Source organism: Paraflavitalea sp., assembly GCF_059502485.1.
The window spans coordinates 2101899-2125342 of sequence record NZ_JCACET010000008.1; the positions used below are offsets into that span (position 1 = coordinate 2101899).

At 48.9% G+C, this 23444-nt stretch carries 15 protein-coding genes and 1 pseudogene; 7 read left to right on the plus strand and 9 right to left on the minus strand.

The window, feature by feature from the left end:
- Window positions 1–3: 3 nt before the first annotated feature.
- From AC5JBY_RS11080 to AC5JBY_RS11110, 7 genes are all read right to left on the minus strand, one after another.
- Window positions 4–1425: a metallophosphoesterase family protein gene (locus AC5JBY_RS11080; protein WP_495904650.1), complete on the minus strand. Its 1422-nt coding sequence runs from the start codon at window positions 1423–1425 to the stop codon at window positions 4–6.
- 168 nt (window positions 1426–1593) lie between these two features.
- Window positions 1594–3276: a RagB/SusD family nutrient uptake outer membrane protein gene (locus AC5JBY_RS11085; RefSeq protein WP_495904651.1), complete on the minus strand. Its 1683-nt coding sequence runs from the start codon at window positions 3274–3276 to the stop codon at window positions 1594–1596.
- A 31-nt stretch (window positions 3277–3307) separates the two neighbouring features.
- Entirely contained in the window at window positions 3308–6118 is a 2811-nt protein-coding gene (locus AC5JBY_RS11090) for a SusC/RagA family TonB-linked outer membrane protein (protein ID WP_495904652.1), read from the minus strand.
- A 29-nt stretch (window positions 6119–6147) separates the two neighbouring features.
- Window positions 6148–7869 carry a RagB/SusD family nutrient uptake outer membrane protein gene (locus tag AC5JBY_RS11095; RefSeq protein ID WP_495904653.1) on the minus strand — a complete coding sequence of 574 codons (1722 nt, stop codon included), beginning with the start codon at window positions 7867–7869 and terminating at the stop codon, window positions 6148–6150.
- A gap of 9 nt (window positions 7870–7878) precedes the next feature.
- A complete protein-coding gene (locus AC5JBY_RS11100; protein WP_495904654.1) occupies window positions 7879–11304 on the minus strand; it encodes a TonB-dependent receptor in 3426 nt (1141 codons plus the stop codon).
- Between the two features lie 86 nt (window positions 11305–11390).
- On the minus strand, window positions 11391–12596 hold the full coding sequence (locus AC5JBY_RS11105; RefSeq protein WP_495904655.1) for a FecR family protein: 1206 nt from the start codon (window positions 12594–12596) through the stop codon (window positions 11391–11393).
- Between the two features lie 64 nt (window positions 12597–12660).
- Window positions 12661–13266, minus strand: a complete 606-nt coding sequence (locus tag AC5JBY_RS11110) for an RNA polymerase sigma factor (RefSeq protein ID WP_495904656.1) — start codon at window positions 13264–13266, stop codon at window positions 12661–12663.
- Window positions 13267–13509: 243 nt separating this feature from the next.
- On the opposite strand from AC5JBY_RS11110, the gene AC5JBY_RS11115 reads away from it, so the two are divergent.
- A complete protein-coding gene (locus AC5JBY_RS11115; protein ID WP_495904657.1) occupies window positions 13510–13944 on the plus strand; it encodes a hypothetical protein in 435 nt (144 codons plus the stop codon).
- Window positions 13945–13957: 13 nt separating this feature from the next.
- Here AC5JBY_RS11115 and AC5JBY_RS11120 read toward each other — a convergent pair whose 3' ends face one another.
- Window positions 13958–14800 carry an AraC family transcriptional regulator gene (locus AC5JBY_RS11120; RefSeq protein ID WP_495904658.1) on the minus strand — a complete coding sequence of 281 codons (843 nt, stop codon included), beginning with the start codon at window positions 14798–14800 and terminating at the stop codon, window positions 13958–13960.
- Between the two features lie 146 nt (window positions 14801–14946).
- On the opposite strand from AC5JBY_RS11120, the gene xylA reads away from it, so the two are divergent.
- The 5 genes and pseudogenes from xylA to AC5JBY_RS11145 all read left to right on the plus strand — a co-directional run bounded on the left by xylA (window position 14947) and on the right by AC5JBY_RS11145 (window position 22192).
- On the plus strand, window positions 14947–16275 hold the full coding sequence (gene xylA, locus AC5JBY_RS11125) for a xylose isomerase (RefSeq protein WP_495904659.1): 1329 nt from the start codon (window positions 14947–14949) through the stop codon (window positions 16273–16275).
- 4 nt (window positions 16276–16279) lie between these two features.
- A complete protein-coding gene (locus tag AC5JBY_RS11130) occupies window positions 16280–17368 on the plus strand; it encodes a glycoside hydrolase family 43 protein (protein WP_495904660.1) in 1089 nt (362 codons plus the stop codon).
- A 10-nt stretch (window positions 17369–17378) separates the two neighbouring features.
- On the plus strand, window positions 17379–18506 hold the full coding sequence (locus AC5JBY_RS11135) for an endo-1,4-beta-xylanase (RefSeq protein WP_495904661.1): 1128 nt from the start codon (window positions 17379–17381) through the stop codon (window positions 18504–18506).
- A 61-nt stretch (window positions 18507–18567) separates the two neighbouring features.
- Window positions 18568–20880 (plus strand): annotated as a pseudogene (locus AC5JBY_RS11140) (GH92 family glycosyl hydrolase); the annotation flags it as partial.
- 43 nt (window positions 20881–20923) lie between these two features.
- Window positions 20924–22192 (plus strand): DUF2264 domain-containing protein, encoded by a 1269-nt coding sequence (locus AC5JBY_RS11145; protein WP_495904662.1) that lies wholly within the window; start codon window positions 20924–20926, stop codon window positions 22190–22192.
- An 84-nt stretch (window positions 22193–22276) separates the two neighbouring features.
- On the opposite strand, the gene AC5JBY_RS11150 is transcribed toward AC5JBY_RS11145, so the two are convergent.
- Window positions 22277–22630 carry a hypothetical protein gene (locus AC5JBY_RS11150; protein ID WP_495904663.1) on the minus strand — a complete coding sequence of 118 codons (354 nt, stop codon included), beginning with the start codon at window positions 22628–22630 and terminating at the stop codon, window positions 22277–22279.
- A gap of 282 nt (window positions 22631–22912) precedes the next feature.
- Here AC5JBY_RS11150 and AC5JBY_RS11155 point away from each other — a divergent pair, with 282 nt between their 5' ends.
- Entirely contained in the window at window positions 22913–23431 is a 519-nt protein-coding gene (locus tag AC5JBY_RS11155; RefSeq protein ID WP_495904664.1) for a DUF4251 domain-containing protein, read from the plus strand.
- Window positions 23432–23444 lie beyond the last annotated feature (13 nt).

The window sequence follows — 23444 nt, forward strand, 5'->3', positions numbered from 1 at the left end:
TGGTTATTGAGGTTTGACAGATAGAGTAGTGGAGTTGCTGGCGGGAATGTTTACCTGTACCAGTACCGCCGTATTCTTCCCTTTGTTGTAAGCGTATTGTGAAAGGATGGTGCCGCCGGTAACTTTGTATTTCCCTTTCTTCAACAGCAACCGAACTCTGCCATCATAAAAGTTATTGGGCAGTTCGTTTTTAATAGTAATAGTATTGGAGCTTGCTGTTCCATCATTGAGCGATGAGTAACTGGCCGATACTTTGGGTACACCATTGTCACCCAGCAGGTGATGGACATTCACGCCATCGGCATGCGTCTTCACTTCAGGAGAAGTCCAGCCGGCAGTGGTGCGATGGAAGTTGTAAAACCCTGTGCGCTGGTGATCCTGTGCAGTTCCCACACTCAATGCATAATAGGGACTCGTCTGCAACGTCTTTGTACGGTGATTATGGCCTACTAAAATCAGATCGGTACTATCGCCGGTGGGTGTTACGGTGGTATAACCGGAAGGTCCATCATAGTAATGCGACATCAATAAATGAAACTTCACGGCGGTGTCGGCTTTTGCCTGCGCATAATTGGCTTTGGCCCAGGGCAGGTAATCGGGAGCAGTCCATTCAGTACACAACACATAGAAAGAACCCATCCTGAAAGAGAAGGCGCGTTGACCCATGATGATGGCATAAGCGGCACGCCATTCTTTTATATCTACATAGTCAGAGAAACCAATGTCGTGGTTGCCCGTGCTCATCACAAAAGGAACAGATAACCCGGCAAGGCCATCGAGAAAACGTTGTACGCGTATTTTGGCGCTGTCCAGCCCGCACCAGTAGTTGTGTTCAAAATACAAGTGCATGTTATCACCCGTTTCGATCATGAACCGGGGATTGATCAGGTTCACCACGGGCGTCATCCATTCGAGCGCCTGCTTACTGCCTTCACCCCATTTCTTGCTCGATTTGCCACCCGGTTCCACAGCCAGTGGGCCTGATATATGTTGATCAGACTGATGCAGGATATAGAAGTCTTTTTCAAAATCAGGTACTACATGTATACTTCTTAATGATACATCAGTTGCTTTGCCCTGCGTTAATTCTAGCGTCATAAGCTCCGGAGAAATAGTAGCAGGCGTTTGTACCACTACCTGCCAGCCATCTTCTGTATCATGATGAATACGACCGTAAGAAGCACTTTTCACTACACAGGGCCACGCTGCAATGTCATTACGCAAAGTGGCTTTCCAGCCGGAAGCAGCAAGCGTAGCTGCTCCTTTCACTTCTACTGTAAAGCTGCCGCCGGGCTCAGTGAAAGCAGGGTTGTGTGCACGCGGCGTCCAGATGTCGATAGCAGGTGTTGTAGTTGTTTGTGCTGTAGCTTGGGTTGCCAATAAGACGTAACTACCCAGTAGCACAGATAATATTTTTCTGTTCATCAGTTTTAATTAAGTATTGTTAAAGTTGTCACCCTCTGTCACACTGAGCCTGTCGAAGTGTTGTCGAAGGGTAGTCCAAAGGGTGGGTCGCCCTCAAAACTTGTCCCTTACAGTCGCCAGCCTCTGGCTGGTGACGGCTATTTCAAAGCCTCTGGCTTTGCCTCCGGTTTACCAACCAGTATTCTGCTTCCAGCCCGATTTGATCAGTTCATTTTGAGGAATGGGAAACCAGTTCATCTTAGGCTCGTAAGTCCTGCTTTCAACGATGATGGGTTCGTATTGAAAACTGCCATTGGCTGCACGTGTGATCTCTACTCCGCGAAGTGGCACATTGAGGAAAGTGACACCCTCTTTCCAGCGACGTACATCCCAGGCGCGGTGCTCTTCAAATGCCAGTTCGATGCGTCTTTCCTGCTGTATCTTTTTACGCATCGCATCCTGCGACAGACCAGCTAATAAAGCCGGCTGTTTGGAACGGGTGCGTACCTTATTCAGGTAAAGCAGGATATCCGTGTTGGTAGGGTCGGCTTCATTCAATGCCTCTGCGTAGTTCAGGTATATTTCTGCCAGGCGGAACAAAGGCCATGCATGCACCTTCGTGGTATTGGTCACGAGGTTTACATCTTCTGCCACATGCTTTTTGAGGTAATAACCCGTCTTGGTAGCGCGGTCTACGCCACGGCCATCGCGGCCGCCAGTCCATGCTTCTACCGCTCTGCCTTTCCATGTGGTGTTATTAAGCAGGATGGTCTGCCCCAGCCGGTCATCGCGGTTGGTATAAGGCGCTGCTGCGTGAGCAGGGTTGCTCCAGTCGAAAGCAGTACCATCTTTCATTTCGTAAGCATCCACCAGATTTTGTGAAGGCGTGGTGCCACTTTGTCCTTGTTCATAACCCACGGGGTAGCTGGCACGTTCAAAACCATTGGAAGCAGTATAGCGACGGGCGAGGATCAGTTCCGTATTGGCAATACTGTTATACAAACTTGTATAGCTGGTTACAAGCGTATAAGTATTCGGGCCAAGGTCGATCAAGGCTTTGGCTGCCTGAGCGGCCGCCCGCCATTTATTGTTGTCCGAAGGTTTAGCATTGGAAAGATCATCTGGTGCGAGGTACAACGGACTGGCAGCGTATAATAACATACGGCTCTTCAATGCCAGGGCTGCCCCTTTCGTGGCCTTGCCCGATGCGTTGGCATCATTGGCAATACGGCCGGGGAAGATATTCAGGTCGGCAGCAGCCTTGTCGCATTCCGTTACGATAAACTGTACACATTCATCCAGTGAGTTACGTTGGATCTTGGTGAGGTCTTCATTGAGCGACAGTACGCGGGTGATGAGTGGCACACTACCATAACGCTTTACCAATTCAAAATAAAAGTAGGCGCGTAAAAAAGCAGCCTCCGCTTTCCAGCGTTTGATATCACCCAGGCGGTTCTGGTATTCAGTTTGTCCGGCAGGGTCCAGCCGGAAGGCATCGAGGTTAACACTGTCAACACCCCGCAGGAAGATATTGGTCTTCCGGATACCTGCATAAAAGAAATTCCATTGATCATCCGGGTTGGAGAAAGCATTCCAGCTGCCATTGTTGAACCGCTGTATGGTCGATCCTTCCCGCGTATGCTCTGCATCATCCGTGCCGGCATCGGCCATGGCGCCGTCGATGCGGTCGAAGCCACCGGGCAGCCAGGCATAAGTATCATTTAGGAACCTTTCCGAATAAGAATAAGAGACAAACACTTCGTCTTCTGATAAGAGCGTACCGATCTGCCTGTCGAGGTAATCCTTCTTACAGCTATACAGCGTCAGCAGCAATCCGGCCAGCACCAGGGTGCTTTTATAAGTGTATTTCATCGTAATAAATAATTTAGATCAGCAAAAGAGTTTAAAGGCCCACACGCACGCCCACAGTAATAGTGCGCAGCGATGGATAACCCGATAAACTTTCCGGGTCCATACCCGGTAATGCATCGATAGAAAAAAGATTATTGCCTAATACAAACAGCGAAGCATTGTCCAGCTTTGCCTTATTGGTCCACGAAGCCGGCACCCTGTACCGCAGTTCCAGCGACCGCAGCTTAAAGAAATTGCCATTGCGCTGCCAGAAGTCGGAGAAGCGGTAATTGTTGTCGTTAGCGCTGGTGGTCAAGCGTGGGTAAGTAGCAGTAGTAGCCGTAGCGGGTGTCCACCTGCCGAGGCTCATTTCAGTGGCGCCTGAATTATTCTGGAAAGCCCATACCCGTGCACCATTCAGGTACACACTGCGGTCGGCCACACCTTGCAGCAAGGCATCGAGGTCAAATTGTTTGTAAGAGAGCCCAAGCCTGAAACTATAATTCCATTGAGGAACGGTAGCATAACCCAACGCTTTGTAATCGTAAATGTCGATCAGCTTATCATTGTTCTGATCTACATATTTGATATCACCGGGACGCACCTGGCCAAATTGTGGTACAGGTAAACCAGCTTTCAACTGACCATTGTTTTCAAAGTCACCAGCCTGATAAAAACCATCCGATACCAATCCAAAAGGTTGACCCACTGCACGACCTGTTTGCTTCAGGTACTCATAAGGCTGTGCGGCTTCCGACATGTCCTGTATCTTATTGCGGGCATACAGCACACTGCTTTCAAGTGAATAGCGGAAAGCTTTGGAGGGTTCGCTTTGATAACCCAGCAATAATTCAAAACCCTTGTTGCTTACTTCACCTACATTCAGCATAGGCAGGGTTGCGCCCAGGAAACCGGGAATGGTGCCTTCGGGTGTGGCAGGAATATCATAACGCTTTTCAGCAAACACATCGGCAGAGAAATGCCAGCGTTTCCGGAAAGTACCATCGATGCCGATATTGGCAGTGGTTTTCTTCTCCCAGGTCACACCGGGATTGGCAAGACTGCCTTCCTGCATGCCACCGGCAGAGGTATTGTTATTGCCAAAAGGATAACCACCCTGCATGAAATAATACTGATCATACATAAACCGCTGTCCACCGATCTGGTCGTTGCCGCTTTTGCCATAAGAAGCACGCAGCTTCAACGAGCCATCTTTAAACAGCTCTTTCAGGAACGATTCTTCAGAAAGCATCCAGCCAAGCGATACAGCGGGAAACCAGCCAAAGCGATTGCCTTTCGGGAAGTTGTCTGTACCCATCAGGCTCAACACGGCCTCAGCCATGTACTTCTTATTGAAAGCATACGTGGCGCGTGCTGCATAATTCTGATAAGCAAAAGGAACATTGTTGCCCGCGATCGTGTATTTGTCCTGCACATACTGCACCATAGCGCCAATGTCATGCAAGCCAAAACTGTTGTTGTAGTTCAGGTTGAAGCGAACATTCGAACGCCTCCACTGATCGCCATATCCTTCAGAAGGCGTTAAAGGTGTATTCTGCCCGATGGTGGTATACACGGTATCGCCATTGGCATTCTTCGTCATGCTGGCCATTGCATACGTACGGTTTTGCGTAGAAGTGCCGGCAAAGAAGTTCGTGAAGGCAACGGTACCTTCGGCACTAAGCCCCTTCAGCCAGAAATCAAGATCATGCTTTAAGGTCAATATCCCCTGGAAGTTGCGGTTGTGGTTATTGTACATGCCGGTACCCAGCACGGTAGCCACCGGGTTCTTGTAAACCGAAGAGCCACCGTACACTTTACCAGGCGTATAAACGGGGAACGCATTCGGAGGCGTTTGTGAAAGCATGTCGAACAGCTGAGAAGCAGTAGTGCCATTCAGTGAGCTGCGGTCTTCAATACGGCCACCCATATACAAGGAGGCAGTGAGCCGCTTCGTAATGTCGATATCTACATTCGTCCTGAAATTGTACTTCATAAAACGGGCATTCGCATTCTCCCTTCTTTCCTTGTCTGTATTCTTGTACATGCCCTGGTTGATCAGCGCATTCAGCAATACAAAAAAGCGAACCCCTTTGGTGCCACCGCGGAAGTTGAGGTCGAAGTTCTGCACAGGCGTACTGCTGCGCAGCACCTCATCATACCAGTTCACATTGGGATGAAAATAAGGATCGGTGCCGAGACGGTACGCTTCGAGATCAGCGTCTGTGTACAGCAAAGGCTTGTTTTCATTGGCCAGCGCTTCATTGAATAGCCTTGCATAATCATAAGATCCCAATGGTTTGGGGAAATCATTGAAGCTTTGCCAGCCCGTTTGTGCACTGAAGTTGATCTGCGTTCTGCTGTTGGTACCCTTCTTCGTGGTCACCAGTAATACACCGTTGGCGCCACGCATGCCATACAGCGCAGTAGCTGCTGCATCTTTCAGCAGCGATACCGTCTCGATCTCTTCTGCTACCAATTGATTGAAAGGCGCTTCAAAGCCATCGATGATGGTAACGACGCCTGCATCGCGGTATGAGCTTCTGCCCCTTGCATATAAAGCGGGCGCATCATAACCCGGCTCTCCGCTGCCTTGCATCACAATGAGTCCGGGGATACGACCATATAAGGCATTGCCCAATGAAGGAGCAAACGTCTTCATAAGGTCATTGCCGGTAGTGGTGGCAATAGCGGCCGTTATTCTTTTAGTGGCCTGTTTGCCATAAGCTATCGGTAATGTATCAACCGTAATAGCCTGCTCTTGATCCTTAACGGGTTCCTGTGCCAGCACTCCCTGCGGAGCATAAAAGATACCGGCGGCCAGTAACCATGTATGAATTGAATGGATAGGTCTGCGCGTCATGTTTGTTAAATACAATGGTTCGTAAATAATTACCAGCCGGGATTTTGCAGCAGGTAGCCTTTAAATATCTCTGCAGAAGGGAAGGGATGCAGGTATTGCCTGTCGTTCCAAACCCGGTTCTCGAATACGGTTGGTTTGTAAGCAGCTTCATTGGCATTGCCGGAAACAGCGGTGATGGTAAAGCCATAGAAGGCGCCTTTCATCACACCTTCCTCATTGGCGATCAGCCAGCGGCGTATATCCCAGAAACGATGCTCTTCAAAAGCCAGCTCTACAGCACGTTCGTTGCGCACACGCTGGCGGAACTGTTCCTTCGTGAGGCCACGCGGTAGCGTAGGCATGCCCGAACGCTTGCGCACTTCATCCACAGCAGCATATGCTTCTTCAGGAGCCGCATCATTGAATTCATTGAGCGCTTCAGCATAGTTGAGGTATACTTCACCAAGACGGAAGACGATCCAGTTGATCACATACGTATCGGAGCCAGTCCTTGATAATTGGCGGGGAATGGTTTTGCGCATCCAGTGACCGCCACGGCAATAGGTGTTCATCGGAGCGGTGATCAGCGATATCTTGCCTACAGAACTGTTCCAGGTATCACCATGTGCGGCGATGGTTTGCTTGAAGCGCGGGTCCAGTTCATTGTATTTAGCGATGAGGTCGTTGCCGCCATTCATATTCCATTGCTGGGGAGTGCCATCCTTCTTCTCATAAAACTTTACAAAGTTGAACGGAACAGTTACGCCACCATCCTGCCAGCTGGTACCTGCCCACGCAGGAAGGATCACCTGCATAGGACGTGTGCCCCGGCCCCAGGCGCCATACGCTTTGCTGGCCAGAATGATCTCTTCATTATCCGGCTGCGTCCACATCGTTTCATAATTCTGGTCAGTACTATATTGCTTTACCAGTGTGCAGCCGGCGCCTGACGCCCAGTCGAGCGTTGCTTTGGCTGCATCTGCTGCGTGCTTCCAACGATTCTTATCATAGTTGCCAAAACAGATCAGCTTATTGTTGTTGCCAAAGTTCATATAAGGCGTAGCGGTGTTGAACAGCGGGCTCGCTGCATACAACAGTGTTCTTGCTTTGAGAGCCAGTGCAGCGCCCTTGGTAGCTCTTCCGCGCATAGCGGCAGGCTGGGAAGGAGGCAACAGGTTGGTTGCTTCATCACAATCTTTGATGATAAATTCAATGCAGGAATCGAGTTGACTGCGGGGGATCAATATTTCATCATCAGGCTGCAGGCGTTTGTTCACGATAGGAACACCACCATAGCGCTTCACCGTTTCAAAGTACAACAGCGCACGCATGAACAACGCTTCACCCTTTACCTGCTTCTTGAACTCTTCAGTAGCGCCCGGCACACCGTCCACACGTTCCAGCAGGATATTGCATTTACGGATAGCCTGCCAGCGGGAAGCTACCCGCTCATCTTCATCCCAGATGATGTTGTTGTTGGGAATAGAACCTTTATTCCAACCCTGCGCGTTCGTCCAGGTATTGGCCATATCCCCTTCGTCACAGGCTGCAGCGAGGATACCACCATTCAGCCGGCGCTCAAGCGCACCACTCAGTGGATAACCGTTGGGAACAGATGCCTGGTAAGTAGCGGCAACAAACGTTTCTGTTTGCGCCATGTTGGAGAAGATAACATCTTCTGTGATCTCCACGCCGGGTGGTTTCTCGAGGAAGTCCCGGTTGCAGGAGATAAAAAGTAAAGTGAGCCCTGCAAAAACAAATACTCTTTTCATGACCGTACATTAAAATTTTATGTTAACACCAAGGTTGTATACTTTCTGAAGCGGGTAAGCAGTGATCTCCGTATTGCCACCAGCGGAAGGAGATTCGGGGTCAAACTCCTTCGCATCACTCCAGGTGATCAGGTTGGCGCCGCTCACATATACCCGTATGCTTTGTATTTTCAATCTGCCCGTCAATTGAGCAGGCAGCGTATAGCCCACTTGCAAATTCTTCAGGCGCAGGTAGCTGGCGCTGCGTGTCCAGAAGGTGGATTCCTGGAAGTTGTGATCGGTATTGCGGTTGGGGTTCATAGACAGGCGGGGGAAACTGATGGGCAGACCCTGCGCATAGCGTTCAGGTGTCCAGCGTTCAAGAATGGCTTCCTTCGCGCTTTCTTGTCCATTGATGAAAGGCCACAAGGCACGGCCAAAATATTGGATGGAAACATTATCCGCCCCCTGCAACATGGCCATGAAGTCGATACCCTTTACAGCACCACCAAAAGAAAGACCGAATATCTTTTCCGGGATGTTGGAATAGCCGATCGGCATCCGGTCGTCTATGTTGATCTTGCCATCATTGTTTACATCGATGTATCGGATATCACCGGGTTGGAGCTTGTTGTTATTCCACTGGCTTACAGGGCGCTTGGGATCATTGATCTCGTCCCAGGTATTGTAGAAGCCATCAGCCAGCAGTCCGAAAAGCTGTCCGGTTCTGTTGCCGGTAGAGTTCTGGTAAGCATACGTTTTAGGCGCTTCATCCATGAACAGGATCTTGTTGCGCGCAAACGTGTAGTTGGCTTTTACCCAATATTGAAAAGCGCCCACTCTATCTTTGTAACCCACTTCAGCTTCATATCCACTGTTCTTCATACGCCCCAGGTTATACGCAGGCAGGTCGGCGCCTACGATGAAAGGAATAGTACCGCGGTTAGCGAGGATGTTGTTGCGGTGCTCCTGAAAATAATCACCCACAAAAGTGAAGCGGTCATTCAGCAGATTTATTTCAAGACCGATATTGCTTTTACGCGCCCGCTCCCAGGTAAGATCAGGATTGCCGATCTTATTCTCTACCGATCCCTGATACGACTGATAATTCTGACCTACCGTACCGAAGTAATAACTGCCACTGTATCCATACGACGAAGGCAGGTACAGGAATCGTTGGCCACCCACTTTATCATTGCCCGTCTCACCATAAGAGCCCCTGATCTTCAGGTAACTCACGATGCCGTCTTGCGGAAAGAACTTTTCCTGCGAGGCTACCCATCCCAGCGAGAAGGCAGGGAAAAGACCAAAACGTTTTCCTTTGGCAAAGTTCTCCGTACCATTATACCCCATGTTCAATTCAGCGAGGTAGCGATTGTCATAGTTATAAGTGATCCTGCTCACCATGCCCTGGTAGGCGTTCGGCACCAGCAAAGCGAGGTCGGGAGAATAATACTTCGTTTGATTATAAAGTACCAAACCACTTACAGTATGATCGCCAAAGCTGCGGCTGTAGTTCACACCGGCTTCCGCATACACCCTTCTGTTCTTACCCATCGATTCGCTGAAGCCCAGCGGACTTTCCTCTCCCTGCGGTATATACAGGATATTGTTGGCGTTGGCAGGGTCTTTTGTAGCGATGTAATAAAGAATATTCCGTGAGCGTGTGATGGCCTGGCTATAAAAGAAATCATATGCCGCTGTACCGTACACGGAAAGCCCCGGTGTAATAAAGTCAAGGTTGTGCGACAACTTCACGGTGCTGTTGAGGTTGCTTCTGTATTGCTGGTAGTAACCGGCACTGAGCAAAGTCCAGAAAGGGTTCACAACAGAAGTCTGTCCCTGCAGGCGGATCACCTTGCCATCGATCAATCCCGGAGAGCCCAAGGGGTTGGTCCAGGAAATATCACGCCAGATGGTAGAAGCAGAGTTGCCGGGAAAGTTCTGGTCTTCTATCTGCCCTGCCAGCTGCACATTGGCCGTGAAGCGTTTGGTGATGGTGAAATCGAGGTTGCTGCGGAAGTTGTAGCGGGTGTTTTTGGCGTTGGCGCTGAAGTCGGGGCTCAGGTCTGTATACTTATAGATACCCTCTTGCTTCAGATAACCACCGGAAATAAAATATTGCATCCGGTCGCCACCACCACTGATGTTGAAATTATGTTGCGTCTGGAAAGAATTATCCCGCAGAAAGATATCCATCCAGTTGGTGTTGGGATGAAAAACAGGGTCCGATCCGTTGCGGTAAGCTTCCAGGTCGGCGTCACTGTACTTCGGCGTATAAGGAGAGCCGGTTAAGAAAGTATCATTCTTCAACGCTTCATTATACATCCGGGCATAATCATAACTGTTTAAATAATGCGGTAGCATCGTGGGCGTTTGCATCGCCACATTGCCCGAATAGCTCAGCGAAGGCTTTTGATTCTTCTTACCACGGCGTGTAGTGATCAGGATCACACCGTTGGCGCCACGTACACCATAGATGGCGGTAGCCGATGCATCCTTCAATATATTGATCGATTCAATTTCATTAGGGTCGATGCTGTTGTATTCCGGGCGCTCGATACCATCGATCATGATCAGCGGATCGGCGCTGCCGGTAAAAGTACCTGTACCGCGTATGCGGATAGTAGATTGGTCGTTGCCGGGTTCGCCGCTGCGTTGCACGGCAATGACGCCGGGCAGGTTACCCACCAGCAGGTTGCTCACGTTGGCCTGCGGCCGCTGTAATAATTCTTTGGTACCCATAGAAGATACGGCAGCCGTTACACTTACCTTCTTTTGTTGTCCGAAACCTACGACCACTACTTCATTCATAGGGTCCGATGCGACCTGTAATTGAATATTGAAGTTCTTGCGGCCGTTCACAGGCAGCTCCTGTGTGGTATAACCTACATAGGAGATCACCAGCGTGCCAGTGGAAGGGACCCGTAAACTGAATCCTCCACGGTCGTCGGTGGCAGTACCGGTAGCACTGTTCTTCAGCCGTACACTCACGCCAGAGAGCCCTTCACCAGTGGCAGAAAGGATACGGCCATTGATAGTAGTATCGGCAAGAGGTGCGCTTGCTTTGATAATAGGCTGTTCTTTTTGTTTCACCACCACAGCATCATCCATGATCACATACGTAAGCGGCTGGCCCGAGAAACAGATATCCAGCGCCTCCTTTAGTGTGGCATTTTTAACATCGATATTGACTGTCCTGGCTGTCTTCAACGTTTCTTCCGTGTAAATGAACAGGAAGCCCGTTTGCCGGCGTATGTCTTTAAATATTCTTCCAAGCGATGCATTCTTGAGCGTCAGCGTTATCTTTTCCTGCGCCGTAATAGCCATGGCCGGCAGGAAAAAGATCAACAGCAACGACGCCATCAAAGTACTTCTCGTCCAGGCGCGACGGGTGGGTCGTTCGCCACCGGGCATGACATCCCCCGGCACTTTTGGTAAAGTTTTCAGTTTCATTACGTGTTTAAATAAAGTGTTGAATGCGCAGGAACAAACCGCCTGGCAGGTAATAAAGCTTGTCGAAGCTCTTTATGATAAGGTTATCAATGAAAAAGGATGATCTTTCTTCCTTCCATCCTGAAGTGCATACCTCCTGTCATTTCCAGTTTCTTCAGCAGGCTTTCTACATCCGATTTCCTGGATATCATACCCGTAAAATGTTTTGTTGGCAAACTTTGAAAAACTACCTCCACATTATACCACCTTTCCACTTGTTTCATTACCGAAGTGATCTCTTCATTGTTGAAATGGAAAATATTATTGATCCAGGCCACCTGCTCTTCCGTGTCCGTTTCATGCACCTCTATGCCCTGGTTGGCAGCCACCACTGCCTGTTGTCCCGGAGCTAAACGCACCGTTTGTATGCCAGGCTTATTAATACTCACAGCACCTTCCAGCAGGGTAGTTTTGATCTGTGGTTCATCACTATAACCCTTGATATTGAAATGAGTACCCAATACTTTCACATCCATGTCGTTCACAGCAGCAATGAAAGGGGCGAAACCATTTTGCTCACTCGCCTTCGCTATTTCGAAATAAGCTTCACCGGTCAGCTCCACGCGCCGTTCCTTAGTGGTGAACTTTGTCGGGAACCGCAGGGTAGAAGCAGCATTCATCCACACGCGCGAACCATCCGGCAACAATAGCTGGAACTGGCGTCCACGTGGTGTGCTGATCGTATTGTAGGCTATTACTTCATCATCGGTAGCCTCTTTTTTATACAACAGTTGGCCGTTCTCCAATTCTACCTTCGCGCCCGATTGCATGGCCACCAGGCCATTATTAAGACTATCGAGTACGATCTTTCTTCCATCTGCCAATGTAAGGATAGCACCATCTTTACCCGGACTGATCACTTGTACAGGTGAAGCATTATCCTGTTTGGTAATACTATCGGGTCGGGATGGTCTGTTGAAGAAGAGCACGCTGCCGGTCAGTATGATGACCGCCGCTGCTGCCCACCACAGCGTATTCCTCTTTTTCAGCGGAAGTACAACTGCTGTATTTTTCTTCTCCGCCGGTTGGTGCATACTGCCGATCCGGAAAATATTTTCCTGGATGACGGCCGATCTCTCCGGCGTTAGCGACAGCGGCGCCTCTTTATCACTATTGAAAGCATCCTGCAACAGCTGCTTGCACAAAGCTTCATTTTCAGGCAATAACAACAGGTCCTGGAACCGGGCTAACTCGGCTTCAGAGGCAGTGCCCTCCATGCATTTAGTATACAAAACGATCAGTTCCTCAGACATGCTGTTAATTTAATTTCCGCGTGCACCATAAAGACTATTGGAGAGAATACTTTGGGGGGGACGATCAGCCTAAATTTTTAAAAATAACCAGAGACATAACAATTGCGTAAGATTGGCCCATCCGGGGCAGGCAATAAGCCCTGATATTTTGCATAGCCTGGTCGAGGTTCCATTTAATGGTTTCGGGCGAAACCTGTAAAATGGCGGCCGCCTCATTTCTTTTATACCCCTTTTCTTTAATTAATACATATGTTTCCCGTTGCTTGGGCGTGAGCCTGTTAACAGCTTCCTGGATAAGTTTACGGAACTCTTTTTCTTCCAGGTCCAGGTTGGCATCTTCCCAGGCCGAAGGCGCCTGTCCATCCCAGCTGGTGATGTTTTCCCGCTTATATTTCAGTTGCTTCAGCGCAGAAAGCGCGTGGTTTTGAGCGATCGTATACAGCCAGGCACAGAAAACTTCAATCTCCGGCAGTGTTTCCCTTTTGAGCCACACCTTCAGAAATACATCCTGAACGATCTCCTCAGCTACCCATTGATCGCCAGTGAGGCGAAGCGCTGTATGATATATATTAGGTTGATAATGATTAAAGATGGTAATGAAGGAAGGTTCATCGCCATCAGCCACCCGGAGGAGGAGCTCTCTTTCGTGTGTCAATTTTCCTGTAGACATGGTTGCAATCGTACAAAGTTGCGGAAATCCCGAACTAAAGACAGTAAGATAAAGAATCTTTACATATTCTTAATGCAACTGCCATTTATTATCATCCCAATCGCATAATTGAGCAGGACATCATCTATGTAAATAGTTTGTTTTAATGATAATATAAAACGCCGTTCCCGCTTACTAAATAGAAGTGTTGAAGTAAGCAGTGCTGCATAATTTTATTCTTATTAATTATTAAAACCTTAAACTATGCAGAATTTCGTTTATGCCAACAACTACCGGTTGAAACCTGGTGAAAGTATCGGACCAACATCCAGTGATTTTACATTGATTCCTCACATTGGTATCCTGCAAGCTGGCTCAACTGATCAGCCAGCTATTGTGTTGGCTACTTTAAACCTGGGATATACAGCTGAAGGTCGCGACTGTACTTTGACAGTAGAAATGAGATTGAAATCAAGTCAACAGGAAGAAGTGGTGATCGCATCGGCTGTATTGGCGGGCTTTGATTATATCAATACGATTGTCTCCCTACAAGGTTCTTATGTGATACCCAAAGAAGGAACAGATATAGATATTCTGTTCTACTGGCGTATCATTGGTTCAACGAATGTTGTTTTCTTCAACGAGCAAACTTGGTCAGGAGCAGCCTTCATCTCCCCGATACCAGTGCCTGGCGCATGACTGGTAACGAACATCAGGCATACGTAAACTGTTTCCTGTATTGGCTGGGCGTTTGAAGCTTCACTTCCTTGAACTGTTTGCTGAAATGCGCCCAGCTTTTATAACCACTTTCATAACACACTTCCAGTATAGGCTTGTCGGTATTGGCCAGCAATTTACAGGCATGGCTGATGCGCAGGTCGCGGATAAAATCGAAATACGTCTTCTTGATATTCTTCCGGAAAAAGCGGCAGAAAGTAGGGATGGTCATATTGGCCACGTTGGCGATCTCTCCCAGCGTAATGGGTTCCAGGAAATGCTTGAAAGAATAATCGATGATCTTCTCGATGGCAGGATTCACGGAGTTGGCTGGATCATGGAAATCTTCCGTCAGCATTTTATATTGTTGCGAAGAACCGATCTTGTGCAGCGATTGGATCAGCAGCAACAACTTCTCAAAACCTTTCGCTTCATGTAGCGTCTGCATATCCTGCAGGATCTCTTTCCTCAACTTCTTTTGCAACAGAATACCGTTGTTCTTTTTCAGCAGTGCCTCGATCACTTTCATCTCCGGCATCTGCAGCAACCCTTCTCCCCAGCAATCACTGGTAAAGTGCACCACCAGCACAGCACAGTTCATTTTAGCATGATGCTTCCGGAACCAGTGAGGAAGGTTACCCGCAATGAAGAATACATCATTCACTTTATAATCACATACGTGATCGCCGATCAGGGCAGTACCATGCCCTTTCAGAATGCTGATCAGTTCATACTCAGGATGCTTATGCCAGTTTGTTTCGAAGTTGGGCGTTTCGTACACACGGCAGGCAAAGCTCTGGTTCACATCCGGCTCTACTTTTTGAATAAGCGTCTTCACTGGTAAATAGAAAGGATTTTATCAAACTTTGGCCATAAATGTACTATCATTTGATAAGATAGCATATTTTCTTTTCATAATAGCGGTTGTATGCGGCGGCAAATCCAGCAATATTTGCTCATTGTGCGAACACATAAAACGATTATATGAAAATAGTTACAGGAGCAACAGAGTTTTTTAAAGGAATTCCCGCCATTAAATATGAAGGCTTGCAAAGCGAAAATCCACTGGCCTACCGCTGGTACGATGAGAACAAAGTGGTAGCCGGCAAACCCATGAAAGACTGGATGCGATTCGCAGTAGCCTACTGGCACTCATTCGTTGGATCAGGTGCCGATCCCTTTGGCGAACCTACCCATATCTTCCCCTGGGATGCGAAGAAAGACCCCATCGAAAGAGCCAAAGACAAAGCTGATGCGGCTTTTGAGTTTATCACCAAAATGGGTCTGCCTTATTATTGCTTTCACGATGTGGACGTGGTAGATTATACCAATGATGTGGAAGACAACGATAAGAGACTGGCTACACTCACTCAATATTTAAAAGAAAAGCAGGATGCCAGCGGCGTTAAGTTGCTCTGGGGCACTGCCAACCTCTTCAGCAATCGCCGTTATATGAACGGTGCGGCTACCAATCCCGACTTCCATGTGCTCACCCATGCGGCTGCACAGGTAAAGGCAGCGTTGGATGCTACCATCGCACTGGGTGGTGAGAACTATGTATTCTGGGGCGGTCGCGAAGGCTACATGAGCCTGCTGAACACCAACATGAAAGCCGAGAAAGAACACCTCGCGCGCTTCCTCCACACAGCAAAAGATTATGCAAGAAAGAATGGTTTCAAAGGCACGTTCTTCATCGAGCCCAAGCCTTGCGAACCCACCAAGCACCAATACGACTATGATTGCGAAACGGTGATCGGTTTTCTGCGTCAGTATGACCTGCTGAATGATTTCAAACTGAACATCGAAGTTAACCACGCTACGCTGGCTGGTCACACCTTCCAACATGAGCTGCAGGTAGCCGTAGATGCCGGTTTGCTTGGTAGCATGGATGCCAACCGCGGCGATTACCAGAATGGCTGGGATACCGACCAGTTCCCTACCAACCTTAATGAGCTGACAGAATCTATGCTCATCATCCTCGAAGGCGGTGGCTTCAAAGGCGGTGGTATCAACTTCGACGCCAAGATCCGTCGTAACTCTACCGATCCCGAAGACCTGTTCATTGCCCACATCGGTGGTATCGATGCATTTGCCCGCGCACTCATCACAGCCGATGCGATCCTGCAAAAGAGCGCTTACAAAAAGATGCGTAAAGATCGCTACAGCTCTTACGACAGCGCTGAAGCCAAAGCATTCGAAGCCGGTAAATCTTCCCTTGAAGACCTGCGTGCTTATGCCATCAAAAATGGTGAACCAGCTGTACGCAGCGGCAAACAGGAACACATCGAAAACATCATCAACAACTATCTGTAATAAGATGAACAAACTAACGATTCTGCCGGCTGTTATCGCAGCCCTTGCCATCACAGGTTGTAGCGATGCCGGCAATAACACAACAACCAACGAAGCAACACCGGCTGCCGACTCGGCTACCGGAAAGAAATACCTTTCCCAGCCGTTGGTGAGCCAGATATACACAGCCGATCCGTCGGCCCATGTATTCAATGGCCGCATCTATGTCTATCCTTCGCATGATACCGCTACAGGTACGCCGGAGAATGACAATGGTGATCATTTCAACATGATGGATTACCACATCCTGTCCATGGATTCCGTGGGCGGACCGGTAACCGATCATGGTGTTGCTTTGCACATTAAGGACATTCCCTGGGCTGGCCGCCAGCTATGGGCGCCCGATGCAGCTTTTGCCAATGGTACCTACTATCTGTACTTCCCGCTCAAAGACAAGCAGGATGTGTTCAGGATAGGCGTGGCCACAAGCCAGAAACCCGAAGGGCCGTTTGTAGCGGAGAAAGAGCCCATCAAAGGCAGCTACAGCATGGACCCCACGGTGTTCAAAGATGACAATGGTACATTCTACATGTACTTCGGTGGCATCTGGGGCGGACAGCTGCAACGCTGGAACAACAACAAGTACGATTCTGCCGGCAAGCTCCGCACAGGAGATGAGCTGGCTGTGTTGCCCCGTATAGCTAAACTGAACGCTGACATGAAAAGCTTCGCCGAACCGGTGAAGGAAGTTAAGATCGTGGACAGTGCGGGCAACCTGTTCAAAGAGAAAGACAACGACAAACGTTTCTTTGAAGCTGCGTGGATGCATAAGTACAATGGCAAGTACTACTTCTCGTATTCTACCGGCGATACACACAACATCGTGTACGCTATCGGAGATAATCCCTACGGACCTTTCACCTACAAAGGTGTGATACTGGAGCCCGTGGAAGGCTGGACCAACCACCATTCCATCATCGAAAAAGATGGAAAGTGGTTCCTGTTCTACCACGATGTACAGCTATCCGGCAAAACCCACTTGCGCAACGTGAAAGTAACGGAGTTGAAATACAATCCTGATGGAACGATCGTAACAATTCGTGCCCAAAAATAATCCGGAAGAAATGCATACTATTAAAATCCTCCGGAATAGTAGTTGGAAGCAATTAATGCCTGTCATACTTTGGTTGACAGGCATTTTGCCTTTCGCCAGCTACGCACAATCAGGCACATCAGTTCCTGCCGGTGAAAAAGGCTTAAAAGATTATTACAAAGCTTACTTCTCCGTGGGCGTAGCCGTATCGCCACGCGCACTGAAAATAGATGAAGCAGGTTTGATCCTTTCACAGTTCAATAGCCTCACGCCGGAGAACGCGATGAAGATGGGGCCTATCCATCCCACTGAAAAGCAATACAACTGGGCAGGCGGCGATTCCATTGCAGCCTTTGCCAAACGCCATCAACTGAAGATGCGCGGACATACCCTCTGCTGGCACAACCAAACGCCCCCTTGGCTATTTGTTGACAGCACGGGTAAGAACGTGAGCAAAGAAGTATTGCTGCAACGTTTGAAAGAACACATCACCACAGTAGTTAGCCGCTACAAAGGGACCATCTATGCCTGGGATGTGGTGAACGAAGCCATTTCCGATAAGCCCAATGAATACCTGCGCCCTTCAAAATGGTTGGAGATCATTGGCGAGGAGTACATCGCTAAAGCCTTTCAATGGGCGCATGAAGCCGATCCCAACGCACAACTATTCTACAACGACTACGATGAGATCAATGCTGTTAAACGGGCTAAGATGATCCGGCTGATCAAAGACCTCCAAAGCAAAGGCGTTCCCATTCATGGTGTAGGCCTGCAAGGCCACTGGGCAGTGAACGAACCTTCCCGCGCACAACTCGACAGCACACTCCGCGACATTGCACAGCTGGGTCTTAAGATGCAGATCACCGAACTGGATATCTCTGTATATCCCAAAGAACACAACGCCCGCGAACGCAAACCGGAAGATAACAACGCAGCTTTTACACCGGAGCGCGAACAGGCACAGCTGGAAAAATACAAGATGCTCTTTGAGCTGCTGCGCCAATACAAACAACACATTACCGGCGTCACCTTCTGGAATATTTCCGACAGGAACAGCTGGCTGGATAACTTTCCCGTGCGCGGAAGAAAAGACTATCCCTTATTATTCGACAAAGACCTCAAGCCCAAAAAAGTATATTACGAAGTAGTGAAATTTTAGCAGCATTATAGCTTTTTATTAGCACGTATATTTACACGCGGCGCAGAAAAGAAAGCCGTTTTGCATGAAAAAGTACGTGTTCATTATCATTGCTGTTACCCACACTTTATCCATTGCTGCACAGCAAAAGCAACCAGCTGATTATGTAAACCCCTTTATCGGCGCCAGCACCAGCGCAGGTAAGGCCGGTGTCTATCACGGCCTCGGTAAAACATTTCCCGGAGCAGCTACGCCCTTTGGCATGGTACAGTTGAGCCCCAACACGATCACCGGCGGCGACAATGGTTCCGGTTATAGCTATGAGCACACCACCATCGAAGGCTTCGCTTTCACCCAAATGAGCGGCGTAGGCTGGTATGGTGACCTCGGTAATTTCCTCGTCATGCCATCCACGGGCACTTTATATACGGCCGCCGGCAAACCCAATAACCCCGGCAGCGGTTACCGCTCTGCTTACGACAAAGCCAGTGAAAAAGCATCGGCAGGTTATTACAGCGTACAGTTGACAGACCATAATATAAAAACAGAGCTGGCCGCTGCACCCCACAGCGGCATCATCCGTTTCACTTTCCCGCAACACCAGCAATCACGCATTCAGATCGACCTGGCCCGCAGGGTAGGAGGTACGTCCGTATTGCAATACATAAAAGTCGTAGACGATCATACCATACAAGGATGGATGAGATGTACACCCGAAGGAGGTGGATGGGGCAACGGTGCCGGCAAAGCCGACTACACGGTGTATTTCTATGCGCAATTCAGCAAGCCATTGAAGAAAGTAGGCCTGTGGAGCGCTGATATTCCCGGCGACTGGAAACAGAACCTGCAAAACGTAGAGAGCGATGTTTACCAACAAAAGGTAGCAGCCGCTACTATATTAGAAGGCGTAAAAGAAAGAGAAAGTAAACACCTTGGCTTCTATACCGAGTTTGCCACTACTGCCAATGAAACCGTCCTGCTGAAAGCGGGTATCTCCCTCGTAAGTATAGAAGGTGCAAAGAAGAACCTGCAGGCAGAGATCAAAGACTGGAACTTCGACAACGTGCGAAAAGCAGCACATACGCGTTGGAACACAGCCTTGGGAAAACTGAGCGTAGAAGGCGCTGGTGAAAACGAGAAAACAATATTCTACACGGCCCTATACCACACGATGATCGACCCACGCGCCATGGCAGATGTGGACGGACAATACCCCGGTGGCGATCAACAAATACACAGCACAAAGACCTTTACCAAGCGCACCGTATTCAGTGGTTGGGATGTGTTCAGAAGCCAGATGCCCTTACAAACGATCATCAACCCCGTGGTCGTAAACGATATGATCAACTCGCTGGTAGAACTGGCCGATCAAAGCGGTAATAAATACCTCGAGCGTTGGGAGTTCTTCAATGCCTACAGCGGTTGCATGATCGGCAACCCTGCGATCTCCATGATCACCGATGCCTATGCAAAAGGTATCAGGAATTTCAACGTAGAGAAAGCATTTACCTATGCTGTCAACACCAGCGAGAAATTTGGTAATGGCGATAGAGGATACTGTGCAGGTGGTGGCTCTATCTCCAATACATTGGAGTATGCCTATAGCGAATGGGCAATGTCGCAGCTGGCCGGTTACCTCGGCAAAAAAGAAATAGCCGGCAAATATGCCCAACGCAGCCAGTCGTACAAAAACATATTCGATACTTCCATGCATTGGTTTCGTCCACGGAAACAGGATGGAAGCTGGGAGCCCTGGCCCGCAGCAGGAAGAATGAAGCACGATTACGGCAGCGTAGAGTCCAATCCTTATCAACAAGGCTGGTTCGTGCCCCACGATGTACCGGGCATGACTGCGCTCATGGGCGGCCGTGAAAAGACAGTAGCAGACCTCACTACCTTCTTCGAAAAAGTGCCGGAGAACATGATGTGGAACGACTATTACAACCATGCCAATGAACCGGTGCACCATGTGCCCTTCCTGTTCAATCGCCTGCAGGCGCCCTGGCTCACCCAAAAGTGGACAAGAGCTATCTGCACACGTGCATACAACAATTCAGTAGAAGGATTGGTAGGCAATGAAGATGTGGGACAAATGTCGGCCTGGTATGTACTCGCAGCCAGCGGGCTGCACCCGGTATGTCCCGGCGACATACGCTATGAGATCACCAGCCCGGTATTCAATAAGATCACCATCCGCCTCGATCCCAAATATGCCAGCGGCAAAACCTTTACCATCATCGCAAAGAACAACTCACCACAAAACATATACATTCAAAGCGCCACCCTCAACGGCAAACCCTACACACATTGCTACATCGATCACAAACAGATTGCCACAGGCGGCACCCTGCAACTGGAGATGGGACCAGAGCCAAATAAAGGCTGGGGCAATTAGAACCCCTTTCCTTCGTATCTTGTTGCCCTTACAACAAGCCCGTATGAAAAAGATATCCCTCGCTATTGTATTGATTTCCTGTTCAATATCCCTTTTTGGCCAGTCGGCTAAAAGAAAGGCAGCCCAAAAGGAGACAGCTGCTAAAGAAACAGCCCCTGTCAGCGATAGAAAGCTGTGGTTACAGCACCTCGACAAGCTGGCGCGCCCGGTTTTGTCAAATCTCGCCGCCGGCACCCTGCGCGAAAAAATGCCGGTTACCCTGTCGCCCAAAGTCGACAATGCAGCCAATCGTGCACAGGTGGCCTACCTCGAAGCCTTTGGCCGGGTATTGACAGGCATTGCACCCTGGCTCAACCTCGAAAGCGGAGATGCAGATGAAGTGGCCTTGCGCAACCAGTACCGCGAATGGGCGCTCAAAGGCATCGCCAATGCAGTAGACACAACGAGTAAAGATTACATGCGCTTCACGGGCGGACAACCACTGGTTGATGCCTCCTTCATGGCATTGGGATTGGTGCGTTGTCCCTGGTTATGGGAGCATCTTGATGCCAAAGCACAGCAGGATGTAGTACGTGCATTCAGAGCCACCCGCACCATTGTACCGGGTTATAGCAACTGGATACTTTTCTCCGGCATGATAGAAGCCTTCTTTTGCAAATATGGATTTGAATACGATGGCGTGCGTCTTGAATACGGCATCCGCGAATTTGCCAACCACTGGTATGTAGGCGATGGCGTATACTCCGATGGCATGCAATACCACTGGGATTATTACAACAGCTATGTGATCCAACCTTACATGAGCAACATCTTCGATGCCCTGCGCACGAAGAATGCACGTGCGTATGATTGGTATGTGCCTAAGTTCGATCAGATCAGCAAACGCTATGCGGTGATTCAGGAGCGACTCATCAACACCGATGGAACATTCCCTGTTACTGGCCGCAGCATTTGCTACCGCGGTGGCGCTTTCCATCACCTGGCCGATATGTCCCTGCGCAAACAATTGCCACAGGAATTAAAACCTGCACAGGTAAGAGGCGCATTAACCGCAGTGATAAAGAAAACCTTTGAACCGGCCACTACATTCACAGCAACTGGCTGGCTCAACATTGGCCTTTATGGCAATCAACCCGGACTGTCTGAAGGTTATATCAATACTGGTAGCGTATACCTCTGCACCACAATCTTTTTACCACTCGGCTTGCCTGATACAGATCCCTTCTGGTCAGCACCTGCCGAGCCATGGACTGCTGTAAAAGTCTGGACCGGACAGGATATGCCGGCCGACCATGCAGTTGAAGTAAAATAAAAAGCTTTACACTGAATATTTATAAAACAGGTGACACCTTTCGTTTGCATAGCAAAAGAAGGTATCACCTGTTTTCATTGCAACCTACTCACAAGGCTGTGCGTATTCATAATACTCATATTCCCCTTCAGTGCCTTCATTCACTTTCAAAGTGATCTTGTCATACGGCTCCAGTTCCCATTCCAATACAGTGGAAGAGCCGAGATATTGCGAAGGGTAAGATGGATTGTCGTAATCCACATACCAGCCGATCACGTCGCCGGGCTGCAGACCTACGGCATAATAAGTCTGCCCGGGACAAGCCCGGAATTCATAAGGACTGGAGATCCAGGCTGAATTGTTTGTTGCTGAAGAGCGGTGCTGAGAAGGGGCGTGCGTAAAGCCCGCCAATACAATGAATAGGACTACCATTACCGGCAGTACATGCTTAGAGGTCATAGATAAAAGGTTTAATAATGAAAGAATACCCTTAAGATAGATCAAACAGGCAGCTGCAAATTCTTCCCGATTGGCAGGATAATAAGCCGGGTTGACCGTTCTGCAACCTGGTCCCCTGCGGCAAAAATGACATACTGACGTATTTAACCAAACGGCCTGTTAATTCCCGGTCTGTATAACGGCACACCCCATCAGGTGGAATGAAATTGGTACATAGTATTACTGAATAAACATATTTCTGTATATTAATATGTATTAGTTCATGCTTTAAAATAAATAAGTATGAGAACAATTCAGATAAACCGGATGATGCAGCGTATACTGGCCTTGACCCTGGTGTTGATGAGCACCCTGGCAACCACCACGCTGATGGCGCAGGACGACAAGAAAACAAAACAGGAAGAAAAAGCAGCAGCCGTTACGGCAATGATCAATGCACAACAGTATGTGTTCAAAGCACAGACTGCGCTGCCAACGCGTGGCCGCACGGTGCAGCTGACCACAGACTACATGGTGAAAGTAGGTAAGGACACACTCGTGTCTGATCTGCCTTACTTTGGCCGCTCATTCTCCGCACCTATCGACCCTACGAAAGGAGGCATACAGTTCAATTCCACCAAATTCACTTACGACGTGAAGGAGATCAAAAAAGGATGGCAGATTACCATCAGGCCCAGTGACGTAAGCGATGTGCAACAGTTCTTCTTCTCCATATTCAACAATGGCTCGGCTACCTTGCAGGTCACCAGTACCAACCGTACGCCGATCACCTTTAATGGATTTGTAGTAGAAAAGAAATAAGGAATTGGCAGCA

Excerpts from the sequence above, each read along its gene's own strand:
- AC5JBY_RS11105 (WP_495904655.1), bottom strand. The coding sequence starts at position 12,596 with ATGTCTGAGGAACTGATCGTTTTGTATACTAAATGCATGGAGGGCACT.
- AC5JBY_RS11145 (WP_495904662.1), top strand. The coding sequence starts at position 20,924 with ATGAAAAAGATATCCCTCGCTATTGTATTGATTTCCTGTTCAATATCC.
- AC5JBY_RS11150 (WP_495904663.1), bottom strand. The coding sequence starts at position 22,630 with ATGACCTCTAAGCATGTACTGCCGGTAATGGTAGTCCTATTCATTGTA.
- AC5JBY_RS11135 (WP_495904661.1), top strand. The coding sequence starts at position 17,379 with ATGCATACTATTAAAATCCTCCGGAATAGTAGTTGGAAGCAATTAATG.
- AC5JBY_RS11130 (WP_495904660.1), top strand. The coding sequence starts at position 16,280 with ATGAACAAACTAACGATTCTGCCGGCTGTTATCGCAGCCCTTGCCATC.
- AC5JBY_RS11115 (WP_495904657.1), top strand. The coding sequence starts at position 13,510 with ATGCAGAATTTCGTTTATGCCAACAACTACCGGTTGAAACCTGGTGAA.
- AC5JBY_RS11155 (WP_495904664.1), top strand. The coding sequence starts at position 22,913 with ATGAGAACAATTCAGATAAACCGGATGATGCAGCGTATACTGGCCTTG.
- xylA (WP_495904659.1), top strand. The coding sequence starts at position 14,947 with ATGAAAATAGTTACAGGAGCAACAGAGTTTTTTAAAGGAATTCCCGCC.
- AC5JBY_RS11090 (WP_495904652.1), bottom strand. The coding sequence starts at position 6,118 with ATGACGCGCAGACCTATCCATTCAATTCATACATGGTTACTGGCCGCC.
- AC5JBY_RS11095 (WP_495904653.1), bottom strand. The coding sequence starts at position 7,869 with ATGAAAAGAGTATTTGTTTTTGCAGGGCTCACTTTACTTTTTATCTCC.
- AC5JBY_RS11080 (WP_495904650.1), bottom strand. The coding sequence starts at position 1,425 with ATGAACAGAAAAATATTATCTGTGCTACTGGGTAGTTACGTCTTATTG.
- AC5JBY_RS11085 (WP_495904651.1), bottom strand. The coding sequence starts at position 3,276 with ATGAAATACACTTATAAAAGCACCCTGGTGCTGGCCGGATTGCTGCTG.
- AC5JBY_RS11100 (WP_495904654.1), bottom strand. The coding sequence starts at position 11,304 with ATGAAACTGAAAACTTTACCAAAAGTGCCGGGGGATGTCATGCCCGGT.
- AC5JBY_RS11110 (WP_495904656.1), bottom strand. The coding sequence starts at position 13,266 with ATGTCTACAGGAAAATTGACACACGAAAGAGAGCTCCTCCTCCGGGTG.